At 44.3% G+C, this 16,322-nt stretch carries 8 protein-coding genes and 1 pseudogene; 2 read left to right on the forward strand and 7 right to left on the reverse strand.

Annotation, left to right across the window (positions count from 1 at the left end; all coding sequences use genetic code 11):
• Positions 1 to 5: 5 nt before the first annotated feature.
• From ONT18_RS11690 to ONT18_RS11700, 3 genes are all read right to left on the reverse strand, one after another.
• On the reverse strand, positions 6 to 3,005 hold the full coding sequence (locus tag ONT18_RS11690; protein ID WP_264905731.1) for a C10 family peptidase: 3,000 nt from the start codon (positions 3,003 to 3,005) through the stop codon (positions 6 to 8).
• Positions 3,006 to 3,062: 57 nt separating this feature from the next.
• Positions 3,063 to 3,797, reverse strand: a complete 735-nt coding sequence (locus ONT18_RS11695; protein ID WP_264905733.1) for a UpxY family transcription antiterminator — start codon at positions 3,795 to 3,797, stop codon at positions 3,063 to 3,065.
• Positions 3,798 to 4,733: 936 nt separating this feature from the next.
• Entirely contained in the window at positions 4,734 to 6,806 is a 2,073-nt protein-coding gene (locus ONT18_RS11700; protein WP_264905735.1) for a glycoside hydrolase family 127 protein, read from the reverse strand.
• Positions 6,807 to 7,020: 214 nt separating this feature from the next.
• Between ONT18_RS11700 and ONT18_RS11705 the strand changes: the two genes are divergently transcribed.
• Entirely contained in the window at positions 7,021 to 7,845 is an 825-nt protein-coding gene (locus tag ONT18_RS11705) for a Cof-type HAD-IIB family hydrolase (RefSeq protein ID WP_118200709.1), read from the forward strand.
• A 90-nt stretch (positions 7,846 to 7,935) separates the two neighbouring features.
• Here the strand turns inward: ONT18_RS11705 and ONT18_RS11710 are convergent, their stop codons facing one another.
• Positions 7,936 to 9,897 carry a glycoside hydrolase family 97 protein gene (locus ONT18_RS11710; RefSeq protein ID WP_264905738.1) on the reverse strand — a complete coding sequence of 654 codons (1,962 nt, stop codon included), beginning with the start codon at positions 9,895 to 9,897 and terminating at the stop codon, positions 7,936 to 7,938.
• A gap of 156 nt (positions 9,898 to 10,053) precedes the next feature.
• Between ONT18_RS11710 and ilvA the strand changes: the two genes are divergently transcribed.
• Positions 10,054 to 11,253, forward strand: a complete 1,200-nt coding sequence (gene ilvA / locus ONT18_RS11715) for a threonine ammonia-lyase (RefSeq protein WP_264905740.1) — start codon at positions 10,054 to 10,056, stop codon at positions 11,251 to 11,253.
• A gap of 139 nt (positions 11,254 to 11,392) precedes the next feature.
• Here ilvA and ONT18_RS11720 read toward each other — a convergent pair whose 3' ends face one another.
• The 3 genes and pseudogenes from ONT18_RS11720 to ONT18_RS11730 form a co-directional block, all read right to left on the reverse strand.
• Entirely contained in the window at positions 11,393 to 13,735 is a 2,343-nt protein-coding gene (locus tag ONT18_RS11720) for a glycoside hydrolase family 3 C-terminal domain-containing protein (protein ID WP_437183738.1), read from the reverse strand.
• A gap of 50 nt (positions 13,736 to 13,785) precedes the next feature.
• A pseudogene (locus tag ONT18_RS11725) lies at positions 13,786 to 15,011 on the reverse strand (esterase).
• Positions 15,012 to 15,088: 77 nt separating this feature from the next.
• Positions 15,089 to 16,288 (reverse strand): esterase, encoded by a 1,200-nt coding sequence (locus ONT18_RS11730; RefSeq protein ID WP_264905743.1) that lies wholly within the window; start codon positions 16,286 to 16,288, stop codon positions 15,089 to 15,091.
• Between the last annotated feature and the right edge of the window lie 34 nt (positions 16,289 to 16,322).

The following is a 16,322-nucleotide window of genomic DNA, read 5'->3' on the forward strand; positions in this document are numbered from 1 at the left end:
CTTTATTATTTTCTAAATTTAATTGTCTGAGACGAAGACTTCAGCACAAAGACACCAGAAGGCAATGTAGATAACAAATTACTCCATAAATCTGGCGAAGCTGCTAAAGTCCTAACAAGAATACCATTCATATCATATACCCTTACAGTCTCACCTTGTTTGAAGATGGAGTTGAAAGTTGAGATTTTGGCTATGCTTGTCGTACCATCATTAACCAATTCAAATTCAGCTATAGACTTATCTGAATTCAAAACATAAGAATATTCATTCCTACTCCAACCCCAATTATGATCAGCATAAAGGACACAAACACTATACTTGGAATTATCCGTAAGTTGAGGAGTTAGAGTATATGAGCATATCAATTTATTTGCAATAATCACATTAGTAACAGAATCCACAACAACTTCCTTAGATTTCTTATCAAAAAACAAAGCTTTGACAACAGCATATTTTGTTATAACAGCTCCCTTATCATAACTATCTAAAGAAATTCTTAAACCCAATTGTACCGAGGTGGTAAATTGACCAGTTCCTGCCATACGTTCTGACGCGGTACTAGTCTTTTTACTCCAAGAAACCAATTCGCAAGGATAAGAAACACCTTCTACATTATTTTCTATGTTATAATTATGATAAGGCTTCCGCTCATAATTTTCCGTTGGCATGAGGCTTGCACGTTCACCATCAGGAGTCAAATATTTGCACTTAAATTCGTAATTACCACTTAAAGGATAAGGCATTAATCCCAAAGGTCTTGTTTGTCCAGGAGTCCAATCCTTTAGAGAAGCCACTAAACGTTCCGCTCCATTATCCCTATTAATCATATAAACATTCACCGTTACAGGTTCCTTTACTTTATTAGCATACTGGAACTCCGGACGGACAGTTTCCAAGCATTCTGTATTCTCTAATGGGCTATAACCTAACGAGTACGTTTCGTCAGGATTATATCCAAAAAAATGACACCATGCCAAATCTATTCCATCCAAAATCGGATAACTTGGTTTTTCCTTCACGTCAATGTAGAAATCTTTGGCAAGAGAAATTCTTGTTTCTTCTTCAGGCAACATAACCAAATATCTACCTGCTGGCATCGTAAAACTATTCTCCACATTGATAGGAGAAAGCCCAACAGCTTTAACTGATGTATAATTATCATAGAGATGTTTAAATGAGAAAGAGCTCGTATTTGAAGTGCCATACACCTTACCTGTTTCTACATTTTTAAACTGCAAATACGAGTTGTTAGTAGATCCTTTAGCCTTGAGATAAAGATAGAACTTCGTACCAGCAAAAATCTCACTTGCAGGTTGAATATCCTCAATTGTCAGAGTTTTCACCAAGTCTTCACCTTCCAAACCATGAATAATCATACCAGTTCCTTTATTGACAATTTCCATGGTAGGAATAATCTGTTTTGGAGCAGGACATAATTGAATTCTGCCGTCAGCATCTTTGTAAGCCGTACGTATCTCATACACTCCATCCGCCACCTCTGTTGGTACTTTATTAAATCCTTGCGACAAGTTCCAACGATTGATACTTGGCCATCCGTTAAGCGTCTCGTTATAGTAACCACCAGGCAAATTCTTGACGATTTTACCATCCTTAGCTAAAACCGTCGTAAATTCAAACTTTTTATTTTCGTATGTACTACTAATCAACTGGAAAATCATTTTTTCCTTAGATGTAACAATACTCGAAACAGACCGTGTAGAAATACTTGATTTTTGCTTACTCTTTACAGCATCACCCCTTCCTGTCTGCCAGTCACATACAACAAAAGGTTGGCAAACTTCATCCGAATAGTAAGCGGTAGCACGAGGTTTGATGCCAATAATCATACTATGGTCACAACGATAACCTTGCTCATAATTAAAATTACCGCCTGGATTAAGAACTGCTACATCATAATAACCGTCAGCAATGCCCGTCCATCCCCAATTGACATGAACATAATTTTGAGAATCAATGCCATCTATCACAAAACAATGATTTGCAGCAGGCTTAACATACATACCAGAGCCACCAGGTAAATCGCTAGCGGAATAGATAATAGGACGACCTGCAGTCAACTCCTCCTGAATCATACTCATCCACTTATCCGTAGAAATATGGTAATCGCTTGAATATCCCCAACCTATAGAATAATGGCTTTCACGAGCTACATACATACACTCGTAGTTATAATATTTATTGAGGGCAACAAACGGCATATTGGCACTAGTTGAGGTATAGTCAAAATCAGCTTTACATGCAATACCACACTCCAACATCAATTTTCCTACTGCATCTTTCTGAGTCTGTGTAATATCAGGTTTGATATATGAATTAAGCATATTCTTCCAATCATAAGTAGTAGAAGAATAATCTATCTCATATTCTGTTTCAGAATCTACATGCGCATACTTTAGGCTACCTCCTCCTTTTTGATTTTGATGATAGTAGTTCAATACTTGTGCCAAAGCTACTGGTACACAACCAACTATAGCCGTTTGCTTTCCATCAGAAGGACATTTACAGTTATAAGGAGCACTCTGGCCCCATTGCGTTTTTATCAATGGAGCTACAGGAGTTACCGACGGTCCTTCCCAACCAGGCTCTTTTGTTGCCAAAGAACTTGAAGCCATGACTGCCTGATAACCAGTTAGCCAAGTTTTCATTGCCTCAGGCACATTGTCCACATCAAGACTCCCCGAGTCTGAATATCCTGCAACGGCAGTGTTTCCATTTCCTGTGCAAACCAAGGCAAAACCACCACCTTGCACATTAAAGGCGTAGACCTCACCAGTACTTTTCGTACTAGAACTTCCAACACTTTTTGCATTCGCTGAAGTTGTCCCTACATCAAGTTTCGATGAAGACAATTCCAACTTGGCATTTCCTTTCTTCTGCTTTAAGAAATCTAAAGCCGCATTTTTAGCATCTTCTTCCGTTTGCGCTATCGCTGGAAGAGAAGCAAGGAACATTCCCAACAAAAAAGTTAATTTAATTTTTCTCATAAGATTACAATTTATTTTGATTGTCATTAATATTCCAAACAAGAGCAAAACTGTCATTTATACTTTTTTCAACATACACTTAGGAATATAGGCTGTAAAGATGGTACCCACCCCATTTATAACTATGCCAATTCTTGACTGTCCTTTGATTCGGCATACATAACCTTCTAAGCCTGCAAACTTACCATCCACGATCTTTACGACATCGTTCTTGGCAAACTTTATTTTATCATCGGCAACAAAAAGTTTATTATCATCACTAATCTCATTCCACCTGATAAAACTTTCCATCTGACACGTTGGAATAACCAAGGGTTTTATGCCGTTCTTGCCTAAAGGCCGCCCTCTGTCATCCTTATGTGGAACATAATAATGATGGAAGAAATCAAGTTCTCCTTTCCCGATATACTGCTTCATCTCTTCCTCACTACTCTTCACAAACAAGAAATTGGGAATCAATGACACTTGGCGATGTTTCTTCTTACCTTTATATATATAGGTTTGTGTCTGCAAAGGCAAGAATGTTTTAATCCCTTTAGCCTCCAAAAAGTCTTTCGCTTTCTTTTCTTTCCCATAAGCAGCACGCATTAAAAACCAAACCGCCTCTTCCACATTTGCTGTAGAAGAGGCGGTTGGATTATTTTTATTAAGAATAGAATCTGTAGAGTTATCAGCACATGACTTAGATACATAGTCGGGGGACACTCCATTTTGTACACTACGGAGAGACATAATGTTTTTCAAAACACTACTGGAAGGAGAAGATTCTCCTGGACTTTGTCCTTTACTCAAAGAGACAGATTCGTTTTTATTAAGCATGAAGCACTCATGTTGTTAGACTATAAAAAAGAAAAAGCGGGGATCATGCCCGTCACCCGTTCCACAAACTGAGGCCCTGAGATTGCCCTTCCCCGTTGAACGAGCAACCACAGACCCCACGCCGATATGATTAATATACTAAATGATATTATCATACAACGTGGCATCTACCAGTTGCCATGTTCTTGACAGGGAATTGAAATTTCTCAGGTTTCAGTTTGTCATGAACAAGCGCTTAGCAAACGCCATTCCCAATTTACAGAATGTCCCACTTCCCTACTCGCCACAATCAGCACATTAGAATGCCTCTTACAGCCATCGGCATGGGATACATTTGCAAAAATATAATAAATTATCGGAACCACAAAATTTTTCATGATATTTTTCTAAAAAACTTCATAATTCTCCTTATTATCAAGAAAAAGTACTAACTTTGCAAGCAGCTATATATAATAAGGAGAAAAAGTCAACAACATATTGCCCAAATTGTAGCTATCCGTTTGGGCACTCGTTGACCATCACGTGAGCAACGGTTGCCCGTCTCTTGTTCACCAGTTCCCCATCACGTGATCCCCGAGGGACCGCTTGAAGAGCATGGCTGGTATTGTAGTTTTCCTATATTTAGTTGACTACATACTGATTTCAGTAGACACTTTTTTACTTTATAAACTAAAAAGGTAGACACTATCAATTTCATAAAACTGAAATAGTAGACACTCTGACTTTTCCTGACAATTGATTGGAGCGAAGTAGAATAAACATAATATTTCCCTTATAAAGGAAAGATTTTATATAAAAGTTTCCTTTATAGAGGAAACTTTTTGGTATTTTTTTCCCCTTATAAAGGAAATTTTGTATATTTGCACCCATATTTCAGACAGCAGATGAATATCAATTTCTAATCATAAATTATTTATCCAACACACTTAAATTCTGATAGAACCAGACGTTCATCTGATTAGCTCCACGATGATTCCAAGCATAGTAAGGAATCAGAGTCAACACATCGTTCTTGACAGATACACCATTGGCACCCTCTTCCAGAATCTGGGCATCAGCCTTGATGGCCTTGACAGAGAAGGCAGGAGCACCCTTGGTCTCGGTGTTCTGAATGCTGTAGTTATCTACCAGCGAGAAGGCAGGCTTCTTGGCCATGACGGCACGGAGCACTGGCTCGTTCTGATTATCCACAGCCTCAGCACAATATACCAATGGTCCACGCTCTACGGCAACCTTACCCTTATCATCTGCCACCTTGCCGTTAGCTACAACTGTACGGATAGGCATATCAAAATGGATACGGATTACATCGCCCTTCTTGATGTTCTTGACAGGCAGATAACCCTTGTTGGCATCGAGATCAGCCTCTACAGCCTTGCCGTTTACGGTTACTGTGTAAGCAGGCTTCTCTGCATCGCTATACTTGTAAAGATCGCTAGGCACCACCTGGTTGCGAACCCATCCAGGAATACGGACCAGGAGGTTGGCATTCTTCACACCGCTCTTCTTCACAGCAATCTTGATGTCGCCGTTCCAAGGATACTCGGTAGTCTCCTCCAGAACCACATCCTTGCCATTCACCTTGATGGTAGATGTATTGCCGGCAAAGAGGTTTACATAGATGTTGTTGTCCTTCACGCCATAGAGATAACCCGGAACGGAAGGGATGAAACGGCACAAGTTACTCGGGCAGCAGGCACATCCGAACCAAGGCTGGCGGGTAGTATTGCCATCGGCATTGAACTTGTACTTGCCATCGCTAGACAATGGGTTTGGATAGAAGAATCTACCACCGTCCATGCTCATACCAGATATGACACCATTATATAAGGTACGCTCCATGCAGTCGATATACTTGCTCTCGCCGTGAAGCAGGAACATACGTTCGAAGAGGTAAACCATAGAGATGGCTGCACAAGTCTCGTTATAGGCAGTCATGTTTGGCAACTCATAGTTCTCGCCGAAAGCTTCACCTGCATGACGGGCACCTACACCACCTGTAAGATAGTATTTCTTGCCAACGATGTTCTCGAAAATACGGTCAATCACCTTCATATAGGCAGAATCCTTGGTCAGGGCAGCCACATCGGCAATACCGGCATACATATATCCGGCACGAACTGCATGACCAACAGCCTCTTTCTGCTCCAAGATAGGAGCCTGGCTCTGAGAATATGGGTTGCGGATATGAGTCTTGCCACGATAATCGAGCAGATACTTAGCCTCATCCAGATACTTCTTCTCACCGGTCAAGGTATAGAGACGAGCCAAAGCCATCTCGGCAATCTGATGACCAGGAACGATGGTAGCCTGTCCTGCCTTAGGACCTACTTCCCTTACCACACAATCGGCATAGCGCTTGGCGATGTTCAGGAACTTGGTGCTACCCGTAGCCTGATAGTGGGCGCAGGCTGCATCTACCATGTGACCGAGGTTGTAAAGCTCGTGACTCGCCTCCTCGTCCTTGACCCAACGCTTATTTCCCGACCACTGATGTGGATGCTTTGGGTTGATGGTACGGGCGGTATAGAGATAGCCATCTGGCTCCTGTGCCGCAGCTACTACATCGAGCACGCTGTCGATGTAAGCCTTCAACTTCTTGTTCGGATAAGTCTGGAGGATGTAGCTGGCACCTTCGATGGTCTTATAAACATCGGTATCATCGAAAGAGAAGCCCATGAACTTGCTCACATCCCACTCCTTGGTATCCAAACCCGGGTGGTTAGGATGCTGCAAGGTATAAGCAGCCATCTCGAAGTTCTTGTAACGGTGCTCGCTTTCGCACTTGCTGAAAGCCAATGGCACGGTTACCTCTCGGGCTGCCTTCAGTCGGGCACCCCAGAAAGTATTCTGTGAAATCTTCACACTGGTGAAAGGAACCTGAGTAAATGGATAACCATTGCCCAATGTCTTTGCATTCTTCGCTATGGTTGGCACAACTACGGCTGCCGAAAGCAATACTGCAGAAATTAATCTCTTCATTTTCAAATAGGTTTTATTAATTTAATATTATTGTTTGTTATTTCGGTTGCAAAGATAAGAAAACTTTCCGACTATAGTGTATAATAAACAACAAAAAGCAGGTAATTATCAGTCAAACACCTATATTTATATCATATTTAACGCTTTTTTTTGTTACAATCGTTTTTTTATCTTACCTTTGCAGTCAAATTAGAAATACAATAATATATCAAATATGAATCATCTTCCATACCGTGCCATCGCCCTTGATCTGGATGGCACCCTGACCAACCACGACAAGGTGGTTACCCCGAAAACCCGCGAAGCGCTGCTCCAGGCAGAAGCCGAGGGTGTTGTTATCATCCTTGCTTCAGGCAGACCGACCTACGGCATCGAACCGGTGGCGGAATGTCTGGAACTGGATAAGCGAGGCGGATACATCCTATCTTATAATGGCGGCAACATCGTGAATGCCAAGACTGGCGAAAAACTCTTCGCCCAGTTCCTGCCTGATGAGGTGATACCTATATTATATAGGTACGCGAAGGAGAAGAACCATGCCCTGCTGGGATATGCCGGCAACGAGATTATCACCGAGATGCCCGACGACCAGTATGTGAAGGAAGAATCGCGTATCAACAAGATGAACATCCGAAAGGTAGAAAACCTGTTCGAAGCCCTGGAGCCTCACCCTACCAAGCTCCTCATGACAGGCGACCCGGCAGATATGCTCAAGGCAGAAAACGAGCTTTCAGAGATTCTGGGCGACAGGATGGACATCTTCCGCTCAGCCCCATTCTTCCTGGAACTGGTTCCTAAAGGCATCGACAAGGCAAAGTCCCTGCTCCGCCTTCTGTCGAAAATCAATCTCACCCCAGCCGATATGATTGCTTTCGGAGATGGCTACAACGACCTGAGCATGCTGAAACTGGCAGGTATGGGTGTAGCCATGCAGAATGCAGCACCAGAGGTTAGAGCCGAAGCCGACTACATCACGCTTTCCAATGAAGAAGATGGCATAGCTGCTGCTTTGGAACATTTCTGTAAAAAGGATTTTTAAAAGTAAAAAGGTAAAAAAGTAAAAAGGTAAAAAAGCCTAGCGGGGTATAATCTCCCTAGTTTCTTTTTACCTTTTTACTTTTTTACCTTTTTACTTTTCAACAATCAGTCCACCCTTAGGCTGCATGACTACCTTCAGGTTTCCCTTCTTATCCACCTTTACGGTCTTCATCTGCGATACTGGCCAGAGAGCCTTCTTGTCCTTGCTGGCTGTTTCATGATAATAGGTAACGCTCTTGCCGGCAAGCATTGGCAGATTCAGGGTGAGCTTCATCACCTGGTCGGTGCCGTTCAAACCGGCAACATACCATTTATCACCATGGCGACGGGCAACAACGGCATATTTTCCAGGATAACCGGCGATGAACTTAGTCTCATCCCAGGTTGTAGGAACGCTCTTCAGGAAATCAATCTCGTGCTGAGGAAGCTCAGAGAGATTGTTCGGATAGATGGCGATACATTGGATAGCAGCCTGGTTAATGATAGCCGAAGCCATCTCGAAAACATCGGTGGTATAACGGCGATGACGACTCTTGTTATCCTTAGAGAGATACTTGTTCATGATGGTACCACCCCAATCCATCGCAGCCACGGCGTTGCGGCAGAATGGATGCATGGTCAGTTCAAAAGCCTCCTGCTTGGCATGATAATCAGAGAAGAATACATTCTCCGAAGCCAGTACAGCCTCGCTCGATACATAGTTAGGATACATGCGCTCCCAACCTCTTGGCAGGGTGCAGCCATGGAAGATAACCTGAATGCCATAATCGTTGGCATCGCTCAGGATGTCTTCATACTGCTGCATGGTATGCTGCTTGTCGCCACCAAAGAAATCTACCTTGATGCCCTTGATGCCGATACTCTTCATCCAGGCCATCTCCTTCTTGCGAGCTACGATGTTATCCATGATGCCACGAGGACCCTGAGGTGCATCGTTGGCCACACCATTGGAATTATACCAGAGCATCAGACTCACATTCTTGCTCTGCGCATACTTGCTCAACTCTGCTATCTTGTCTCTACCAATCTGGGTATCCCAGAGCGCATCAACCAGCACATATTCATATCCCATGGTAGCAGCCAGGTCGATGAACTGCTTCTGGTCGTTATAGTTGCAGGATTCATCCTGCCAGATGAGCCAGCTCCAGGCATACTTGCCTGTTCCGTATTTCTGGGAAGCCTCGAATCTTGGCTCTACCACATCGTATGGAATGGTGGTCTCTACCAGAGGCTTCAGATCAGAACCCACGGTAATGGTACGCCAAGGAGTGGAACCCGGAAGAATGAAAGCTGCCGATGTAGAACCGATGCCATCAGCCTCCTTCTCCATAGGGAAGGCTACCTGATAACCCTTTGCAGCATCATAATCGCTGATGTGACAACCCGGATAGTTGCCATGAGTACCCGTCTCGCTGACCAAAACCCAGCCATCGCCGCCTACCTTGAAGAGGCAAGGGAAAGTATAGCCATGACCATAACCCGACTTGGCTGTAAGAGGCTGATCCACCTTATAATCTTCTTCATAACTTGGTTTGGTACGGGCAAAACCGATGAGCGGATCCGACTGTGGACAGAGGTAAGTGGTGGTTACCTTAGGAAGATTGAAAGCAGTCTTCTCCTCATTCACGATGAGATGCTGAGCCTTCAGTTGATCAAAAGTATAACGGAATGCCACATCATTGTTGCTTACATTGAAGGTAACCGTCATCGGCTGCTTCTTACCGTTGATGTATGTCACGTTGAGCTGGTTGGCATGATAATCTACATGCGAAACCTTGGCGGTGCGGAGGTCATAGCTCTTCTCCACCTTTATCTCATTCTTGCCCTGATAGGTCAAGCCCTGACTGAAATCGCCTACATTGGCAAGGAGTCCGAGCTGTGATTCCTCCATCATTCGCTTGCCTGCATAGTCGATGGAATAATAGAGTTTGCCATCGCGGTCTTCTACCACGACATTCAACTTACCATCAGGAGAACTGACAGTATTCTTCTCTGCGTATGCACCGATGCTTGCCATCAATGCCAGCGCTACTGCTAAAACGTTTTTCTTCATTTCCAGATAAAAGTAATTAGTTTATTTGTTACTATGTTTTTATGCCGCAAAGTTAAGCAATATTATCGAATAAACAAAAATTAAACCGAATTATTTTGTATTTTCTTCAAATAATAGTAACTTTGCACGAAATAAACTATACACATATCAGCAGTTATGTTACAACTTGACAATTTCTATAAGGCTCGCTTCGTGCTGAGCAAGGTAATAAGAAAGACTGAGCTGGTTCACACGCCAAGAATCAACCCAGAGAGTGATGTTTATTTGAAGCCAGAGTGCCTGCAGAAGACCGGTTCGTTCAAGATTCGTGGTGCTTACTATAAGATTTCACAACTCACCGATGAAGAAAAGAAGAAGGGTGTAATAGCCTGTTCTGCGGGCAACCATGCACAGGGTGTAGCTCTCGGTGCCACCGCCATGGGAGTGAAGAGTCTTATCTGTCTGCCTGAAGGCGCTCCTATCTCTAAGGTAGAAGCAACCAAGCGACTGGGTGCTGAAGTCTGTCTGGTACCTGGCGTTTACGATGATGCCTACCAGAAGGCGCTGGAACTGAAAGATGAGCATGGCTACACCTTCGTTCATCCTTTCGATGATGAGAACGTCATTGCAGGTCAGGGCACCATCGGTCTGGAGATTCTCGACCAGTTGCCAGATGTAGAAGCTGTCGTCGTTCCTGTAGGTGGCGGCGGACTTATCTCTGGTGTAGCCTTTGCCATCAAGTCGCTGAATCCTAACGTCAAGGTATATGGTGTTCAGGCAGAAGGAGCAGCAAGTATGGTACAGAGTCTGCACGATCATAAACAGGAGAAGTTGCCTTCTGTAGCGACCGTTGCTGATGGTATTGCCGTAAAGGAACCGGGCAAGATTACTTTTGAAACCTGCTCCAACTATGTTGACGAAATCGTAACCGTGAGCGAGGATGAGATTTGTGCAGCCATCCTGAAACTCATAGAGAGTGAGAAGATGGTAGCCGAAGGCGCCGGTGCGGCCAGTGTGGCAGCCGTGATGTACAACAAGGTTCCGGTGAAGGGCAAGAAAACCATCTGCGTGGTAAGCGGCGGTAATATCGACGTAACCATCCTGAACCGCGTCATCACCCGTGGTCTTGCCAAGAGCGGCCGTCTCTGCACCATCGAGATGGAGCTGGATGACAAACCGGGCGAATTGGTAGAGGTCTGCTCTGTCATCGCCGGATTGGGCGGTAATATCACCGGTGTTCACCACGACCGTTCAGCCAACCGCAACAAGGTGAATGCCTGCGTGCTCCGCCTCACCATGGAGACTCGCGACGAGGAACACGTAAAAGAAATCAAGGAGGCTTTGGAATCAAAGGGATTCCATCTCTGGATAGTATAACCGTGCAGAGACTTACAAAAATCCATAAAATATAAAAAGAGGGTGCGCCGTCAGTTGATAGCGCATCCTCTTTTTATATATCATTAAAAGCTTTATTACCATCAAGCTCTTTTGTTATTGAGCTTTATCTTTAATAGAGCTACTTTACTTCCTTGAGCAAGCAAGGGCGAACCTTCTCGGTTACACCAGCTTCCTCAGTAATCACGGTAGTGAGAGGCTTGAGATCGGCAGCATTCTTTGCCACCATCACCTTGTAATCACCAGCCTCAACCTGCCACTGACTATCAACCTCATTGAAAGAAGCCAGGTTCTTGTATGGGATGTCGATAGTAACTGTCTCCGACTCACCAGGCTGCAAATTCTTAGTCTTGGCGAAACCACGGAGTTCCCTGGTTGGTTTATCCATATCCTTGCCAGGAGCAGCCACATATACCTGAACCACTTCCTTACCAGCTACCTTACCAGCATTCTTCACTGTCACCAGGACCTTGATATTGCCCTGTGCATCCTTCGTTACCACAGGTTTGCCATACTTAAAGGTGGTATAGCTCATACCATAACCAAAAGGATAAGATACAGGTACATTCTTAGTCTGGTAATAACGATAACCTACATAAACGCCATCATTATACTCGGTGTAATCCACATTCTTCACGTCACCCTTGCTACCGATGCCCTTGCCCATAAACATGCCAATCACATCGTCAACCTTGACAGTCTCAGGGTTAGGGAAATCAGCCTTAGAAGGAACATCATTATAACTTACAGGCCATGTCATAGGAAGACGACCAGAAGGATTCTCCTTACCCGACAAGATGTCGGCAACACAGTTACCACCCTCCTGACCAGGCAACCAAGACAACAATACAGCATCAGGACCACCAATCCAACTCTTGGTCTCAATAACGCCACAAACATTCAAGATGACAACCACCTTCTTACCGGCCTTATGGAAAGCGTTGCAAACGCCAGAAATCATATCCTTCTCCTCCTTGGTGAGATTGAAGCTATCAGAAATCTTTCGATCCAAGAACTCACCAGACGACTTACCAATAGTGATGATTGCCATATCGTTGTTCTTGACGGCAGCAGACATATTCAATTCAGCAAGGCTCATCTCTGGGATGAAGTGACCAGGCAAGAAAGCCTCCAAAGGATTCTTTGGCTTTGGCAAGTTTGCCTTTGCCTTTGGAGCATACTCTATGTATGCCTTCTGGATGTCGCCATCCACCTGATAGCCAGCATTCTTCAAACCATCCAACAAGCTTACCACATAAGCATGGTTTACATTGCCAGAACCAGTACCACCAGCTATGAAATCATAAGAAGTATTGCCGAAGAGGGCTATGTTCTTAATCTTCTGAACGAGTGGCAATACATTCTTGTTATTCTTCAACAACACCATTCCCTCGGTAGCGGCATTGCGAGCCACCAAAGCATGTCCCTTCAAATCAGGGTTATTGTCGGCAACATACTGCTTGAAACGAGGAGTCTGCATGATATACTCCAAGATATGGCGTACATTGCGGTCGAGGATTTCCATCGACAGGCGACCATTGAGCACAGCCTTGCGAATCTCCTTCACCTGGTCTGCCTTACCTGGCATCAACAGGTCGTTACCCGCTTCCATCTGGGCAGCTGCGCTAAGACCACCAAACCAGTCGGTCATCACCATGCCCTTGAATCCCCACTCATGGCGAAGGATCTCTGTTATCAAGTCACAACGCTCACTAGACATCGTACCATTGATGAGATTGTAAGAAGTCATCACTGTCCAAGGCTGAGCCTCCTTGATAACGATTTCGAAAGGTTTCAAGTAAATCTCACGGAAAGTACGTGGATTACCGATAACATTGTTACGAGTACGATTGGTCTCCTGGTTGTTCAGTGCGAAGTGCTTCAACGAAGTACCGACATCGTTGCTCTCGATACCATTCACCATAGCAGCACAAATGGTACCAGCCAACAATGGATCTTCTGAATAATACTCAAAGTTACGACCACAAAGAGGATTACGCATAATATTGGTAGCAGGTGCCAACAAGACATCTACGCCATAATGCTTCACCTCGTCTCCCATAGAGGTACCTACGGAATACACCAAGTCTTTGTTCCAGGTAGAGCTCATCACAGTAGCCACAGGGAAGTGGGTACAGTAGAACGTCTTGTCGGTATTCTTGCGCTTAGGGTCGATGCGGAGACCAGCAGGGCCATCGGCAACAACCGTAGCAGGAATGCCCAAACGCTCGATACCATTCACCTGACCTGCGGCACCCTGTACCAACTGACCCTGGTTACCAATGGTAGCCTCCATCTGGCTCTCATACTTACCCGTAGAACCTACCACCAACTGAATCTTCTCATCAAGAGTCATCGCATTGATGACATCCTGGATAGGAGACACACCCAACTTTGGGTTCTGTGCTTGGACTACGAAAGTCGCAGAAAAAAGCACACATGAAGAAACTAAAATCTGTTTTATCATTGTCTATACCTTATTTTATTAAACTATTACTTGAAAAACTTATTTTATCATTTGAAAATCTTCTGTGCAAACTCGGTAAGATACACACGCCAGTTGCGCCAGATGTGTCCGCCCTCCGTCTCCAAATAGGTATATTTATAACCCTTCTCATCGAAGTAGCGACGCAAGTCTGCACTGCTCTTGTAGAGGAAATCGGTCTTACCCATACCAATCCAATACAACTTTGGCTTGTTCTTAAACAGAGTAGCCAACTGTGTCTTAGCCTCCTCGTTACCCTGCAACTGCTTGTAGAAGTCACTACGGAAATCGCCAGTAGTACCCACATGCAAACCTGCAGAGAAGAGTCCGATGTAATCAAACTTGGTAGGGAAACGACGAGAGATATCGAAAGAATGACCACCGCCCATAGAGAGTCCACAGATGGCACGATGAGCCTTGTCTTTAGCAACCTTGTAGTGGCTCTCCACATAATTCATCACATCAGGGAAACTCTCATCCATGGTGGCAGCTGGCTTGGCACCTTGATAGCCATAGAAAGAAGGAATGTATTGACCTGCTGACCACTCACCTGGAGCAGCCTGACAATTAGGATTGCCATTGGTCATCACTACGACCATAGGCTTAGCCTTACCTGTGGCAATCAAATTATCAAGAATATGCTGTGCACGTCCTAAAGTAGTCCAGGCATCCTCATCGCCACCAGCGCCATGGAGCAGATAGAGAACAGGATAATCCTTGCCCTTGTCATAACCTGCTGGAGTATAGACCGTCATACGGCGCTGCATCTTGAGCGTAGGACTATCATACCATACCTTAGACCGTTTCCGTGAGGCACTTCGTTAACGGTATAGAGGTCACCACAATCACCTTTCTTGTCTGAAAGAATGAATATATTGGTTTCAGAGGTAATATCACGAGTGATATACACACTTCCTGGGTCAACAATCTTCACTCCATCCAAAAGGAGATTGTAAGAATACAACTCAGGAGAAAGCATCTGGCTGGTAAAAGTCCAAACACCCTTTTCATCTTTTGTCATATCAGCTACTCCAGGAGCATCATACTTTCCCATTGGTGTATCAATGGTTTTCGGTGCCAAGAAATCACCAGTAACCTGCACCTTCTGGGCATTAGGAGCCTTCAAGCGGAAAGTTACGGTATGATTGGCGTTCACCTCTGGTGAGATAACAGGAACATTGTCAAACAATGCCTGTTGGGCAAAACTGCCAAGACTCATCAGCAAGGCAGTTGCCAAGAATGTAATTTTCTTCATTGTTGTCTAATTTTGATAATTGTTAGTCTCATTCTATAGAAGGTCTCCTAAGATTTAGAAGACCTTCCTGGTAATTATTAGAATATTTTTTGTACAAATTCAGCGAGATAGATTCTCCAATTTCGCCAAATATGTCCCCCATCTGTTTCCATATAGGTATATTTGTAGCCCTTGCTATCCAGTTTCTTTCGCAAAGCGGTGTTGTCCTTGTAGAGGAAATCGGAATTACCTATGCCAATCCAGAAGAGCTTTGGCTTGGCAGCAAAGAGGTTAGCCAACTTATCATCCACATTGTCGTAGATATACTCATTGGCACCACCGCTCCTCTGCTCCTTGCCGATGGCTGCGGAGAACAAACCTACATAACCAAAGGTCTTAGGATTGTTGATAGAAATATAGAACGAGTGGAAACCACCCATCGAAAGACCTGCTATGGCACGACCTTGAGTATTGGCGATGGTACGATAGCGACTATCCATGAACTTCACTACCTCAGGGAAAGATGCCTCGAAAGATCCCTCCATGGTCTTAGGCAATCCCAATGTAGGGACTATCAGATTATCCGATGTCTGTCCTGGAGCTGCCTCCTGAGAGATATTGCCATTAGTCATGACAACGATCATTGGCTTCGCCTTGCCTTGCGCAATGAGGTTATCGAGAATTTGCGAAGCACGTCCCAAATCCATCCACGCTTCCTCGTCGCCACCGATGCCATGCAAGAGATAAAGCACAGGATATTTCTGCTTGCTGGTCTCGTAACCAGCAGGAGTATATACTGTCATACGACGAGTAAGGCCAGCTTTGGCATCATCATACCAGACCTTTGATACGGTTCCATGCGCTACCTTGTTGACCTTGTAGAGATCTGCCTTTCCCCCACCTATCAAGAAATAGTTGGAAACGTTGGCGATGTCACGCACGGTATAGACGTTGAGATGGTCGGTAACACTGGCGCCATCTACCATCATTGTATAGCTATAAAGCTCTGGTGCCAAAGGAGCAGTGGTTGTAAAAGACCACACACCCTTCTCATCCTTCTTCAAATCGGCTACTCCAGGCATATCATACTTACCCATCGGGGTATCTATTTTCTTGGTTGGCAAGAAGTCACCTGTTATCTGTACTTTTTGAGCCCCTGGTGCCATGCAGCGGAAAGTAACGGTCTTGTCTGCATGAATCTCAGGCGAGAGCACAGGAACCTGATTAAACAAGGCTTGCTGTGCGAAACAGCCCAAATGTAAGAGCAGCGCTGCTGCAAGAATTTGTAGTTTCTTCATATCTGTTTTTAATTAATGTTTTTAATTTCACTTT

The organism is Segatella copri (assembly GCF_026015295.1).
In the GTDB taxonomy this organism is placed as follows: Bacteria; Bacteroidota; Bacteroidia; order Bacteroidales; family Bacteroidaceae; genus Prevotella; species Prevotella copri_C.

What these genes read in the sequence shown, in the direction of transcription:
- ONT18_RS11700 (WP_264905735.1), bottom strand. Translation starts at nt 6,806, where the DNA reads ATGAAGAGATTAATTTCTGCAGTATTGCTTTCGGCAGCCGTAGTTGTG.
- ONT18_RS11690 (WP_264905731.1), bottom strand. Translation starts at nt 3,005, where the DNA reads ATGAGAAAAATTAAATTAACTTTTTTGTTGGGAATGTTCCTTGCTTCT.
- ilvA (WP_264905740.1), top strand. Translation starts at nt 10,054, where the DNA reads ATGTTACAACTTGACAATTTCTATAAGGCTCGCTTCGTGCTGAGCAAG.
- ONT18_RS11730 (WP_264905743.1), bottom strand. Translation starts at nt 16,288, where the DNA reads ATGAAGAAACTACAAATTCTTGCAGCAGCGCTGCTCTTACATTTGGGC.
- ONT18_RS11705 (WP_118200709.1), top strand. Translation starts at nt 7,021, where the DNA reads ATGAATCATCTTCCATACCGTGCCATCGCCCTTGATCTGGATGGCACC.
- ONT18_RS11710 (WP_264905738.1), bottom strand. Translation starts at nt 9,897, where the DNA reads ATGAAGAAAAACGTTTTAGCAGTAGCGCTGGCATTGATGGCAAGCATC.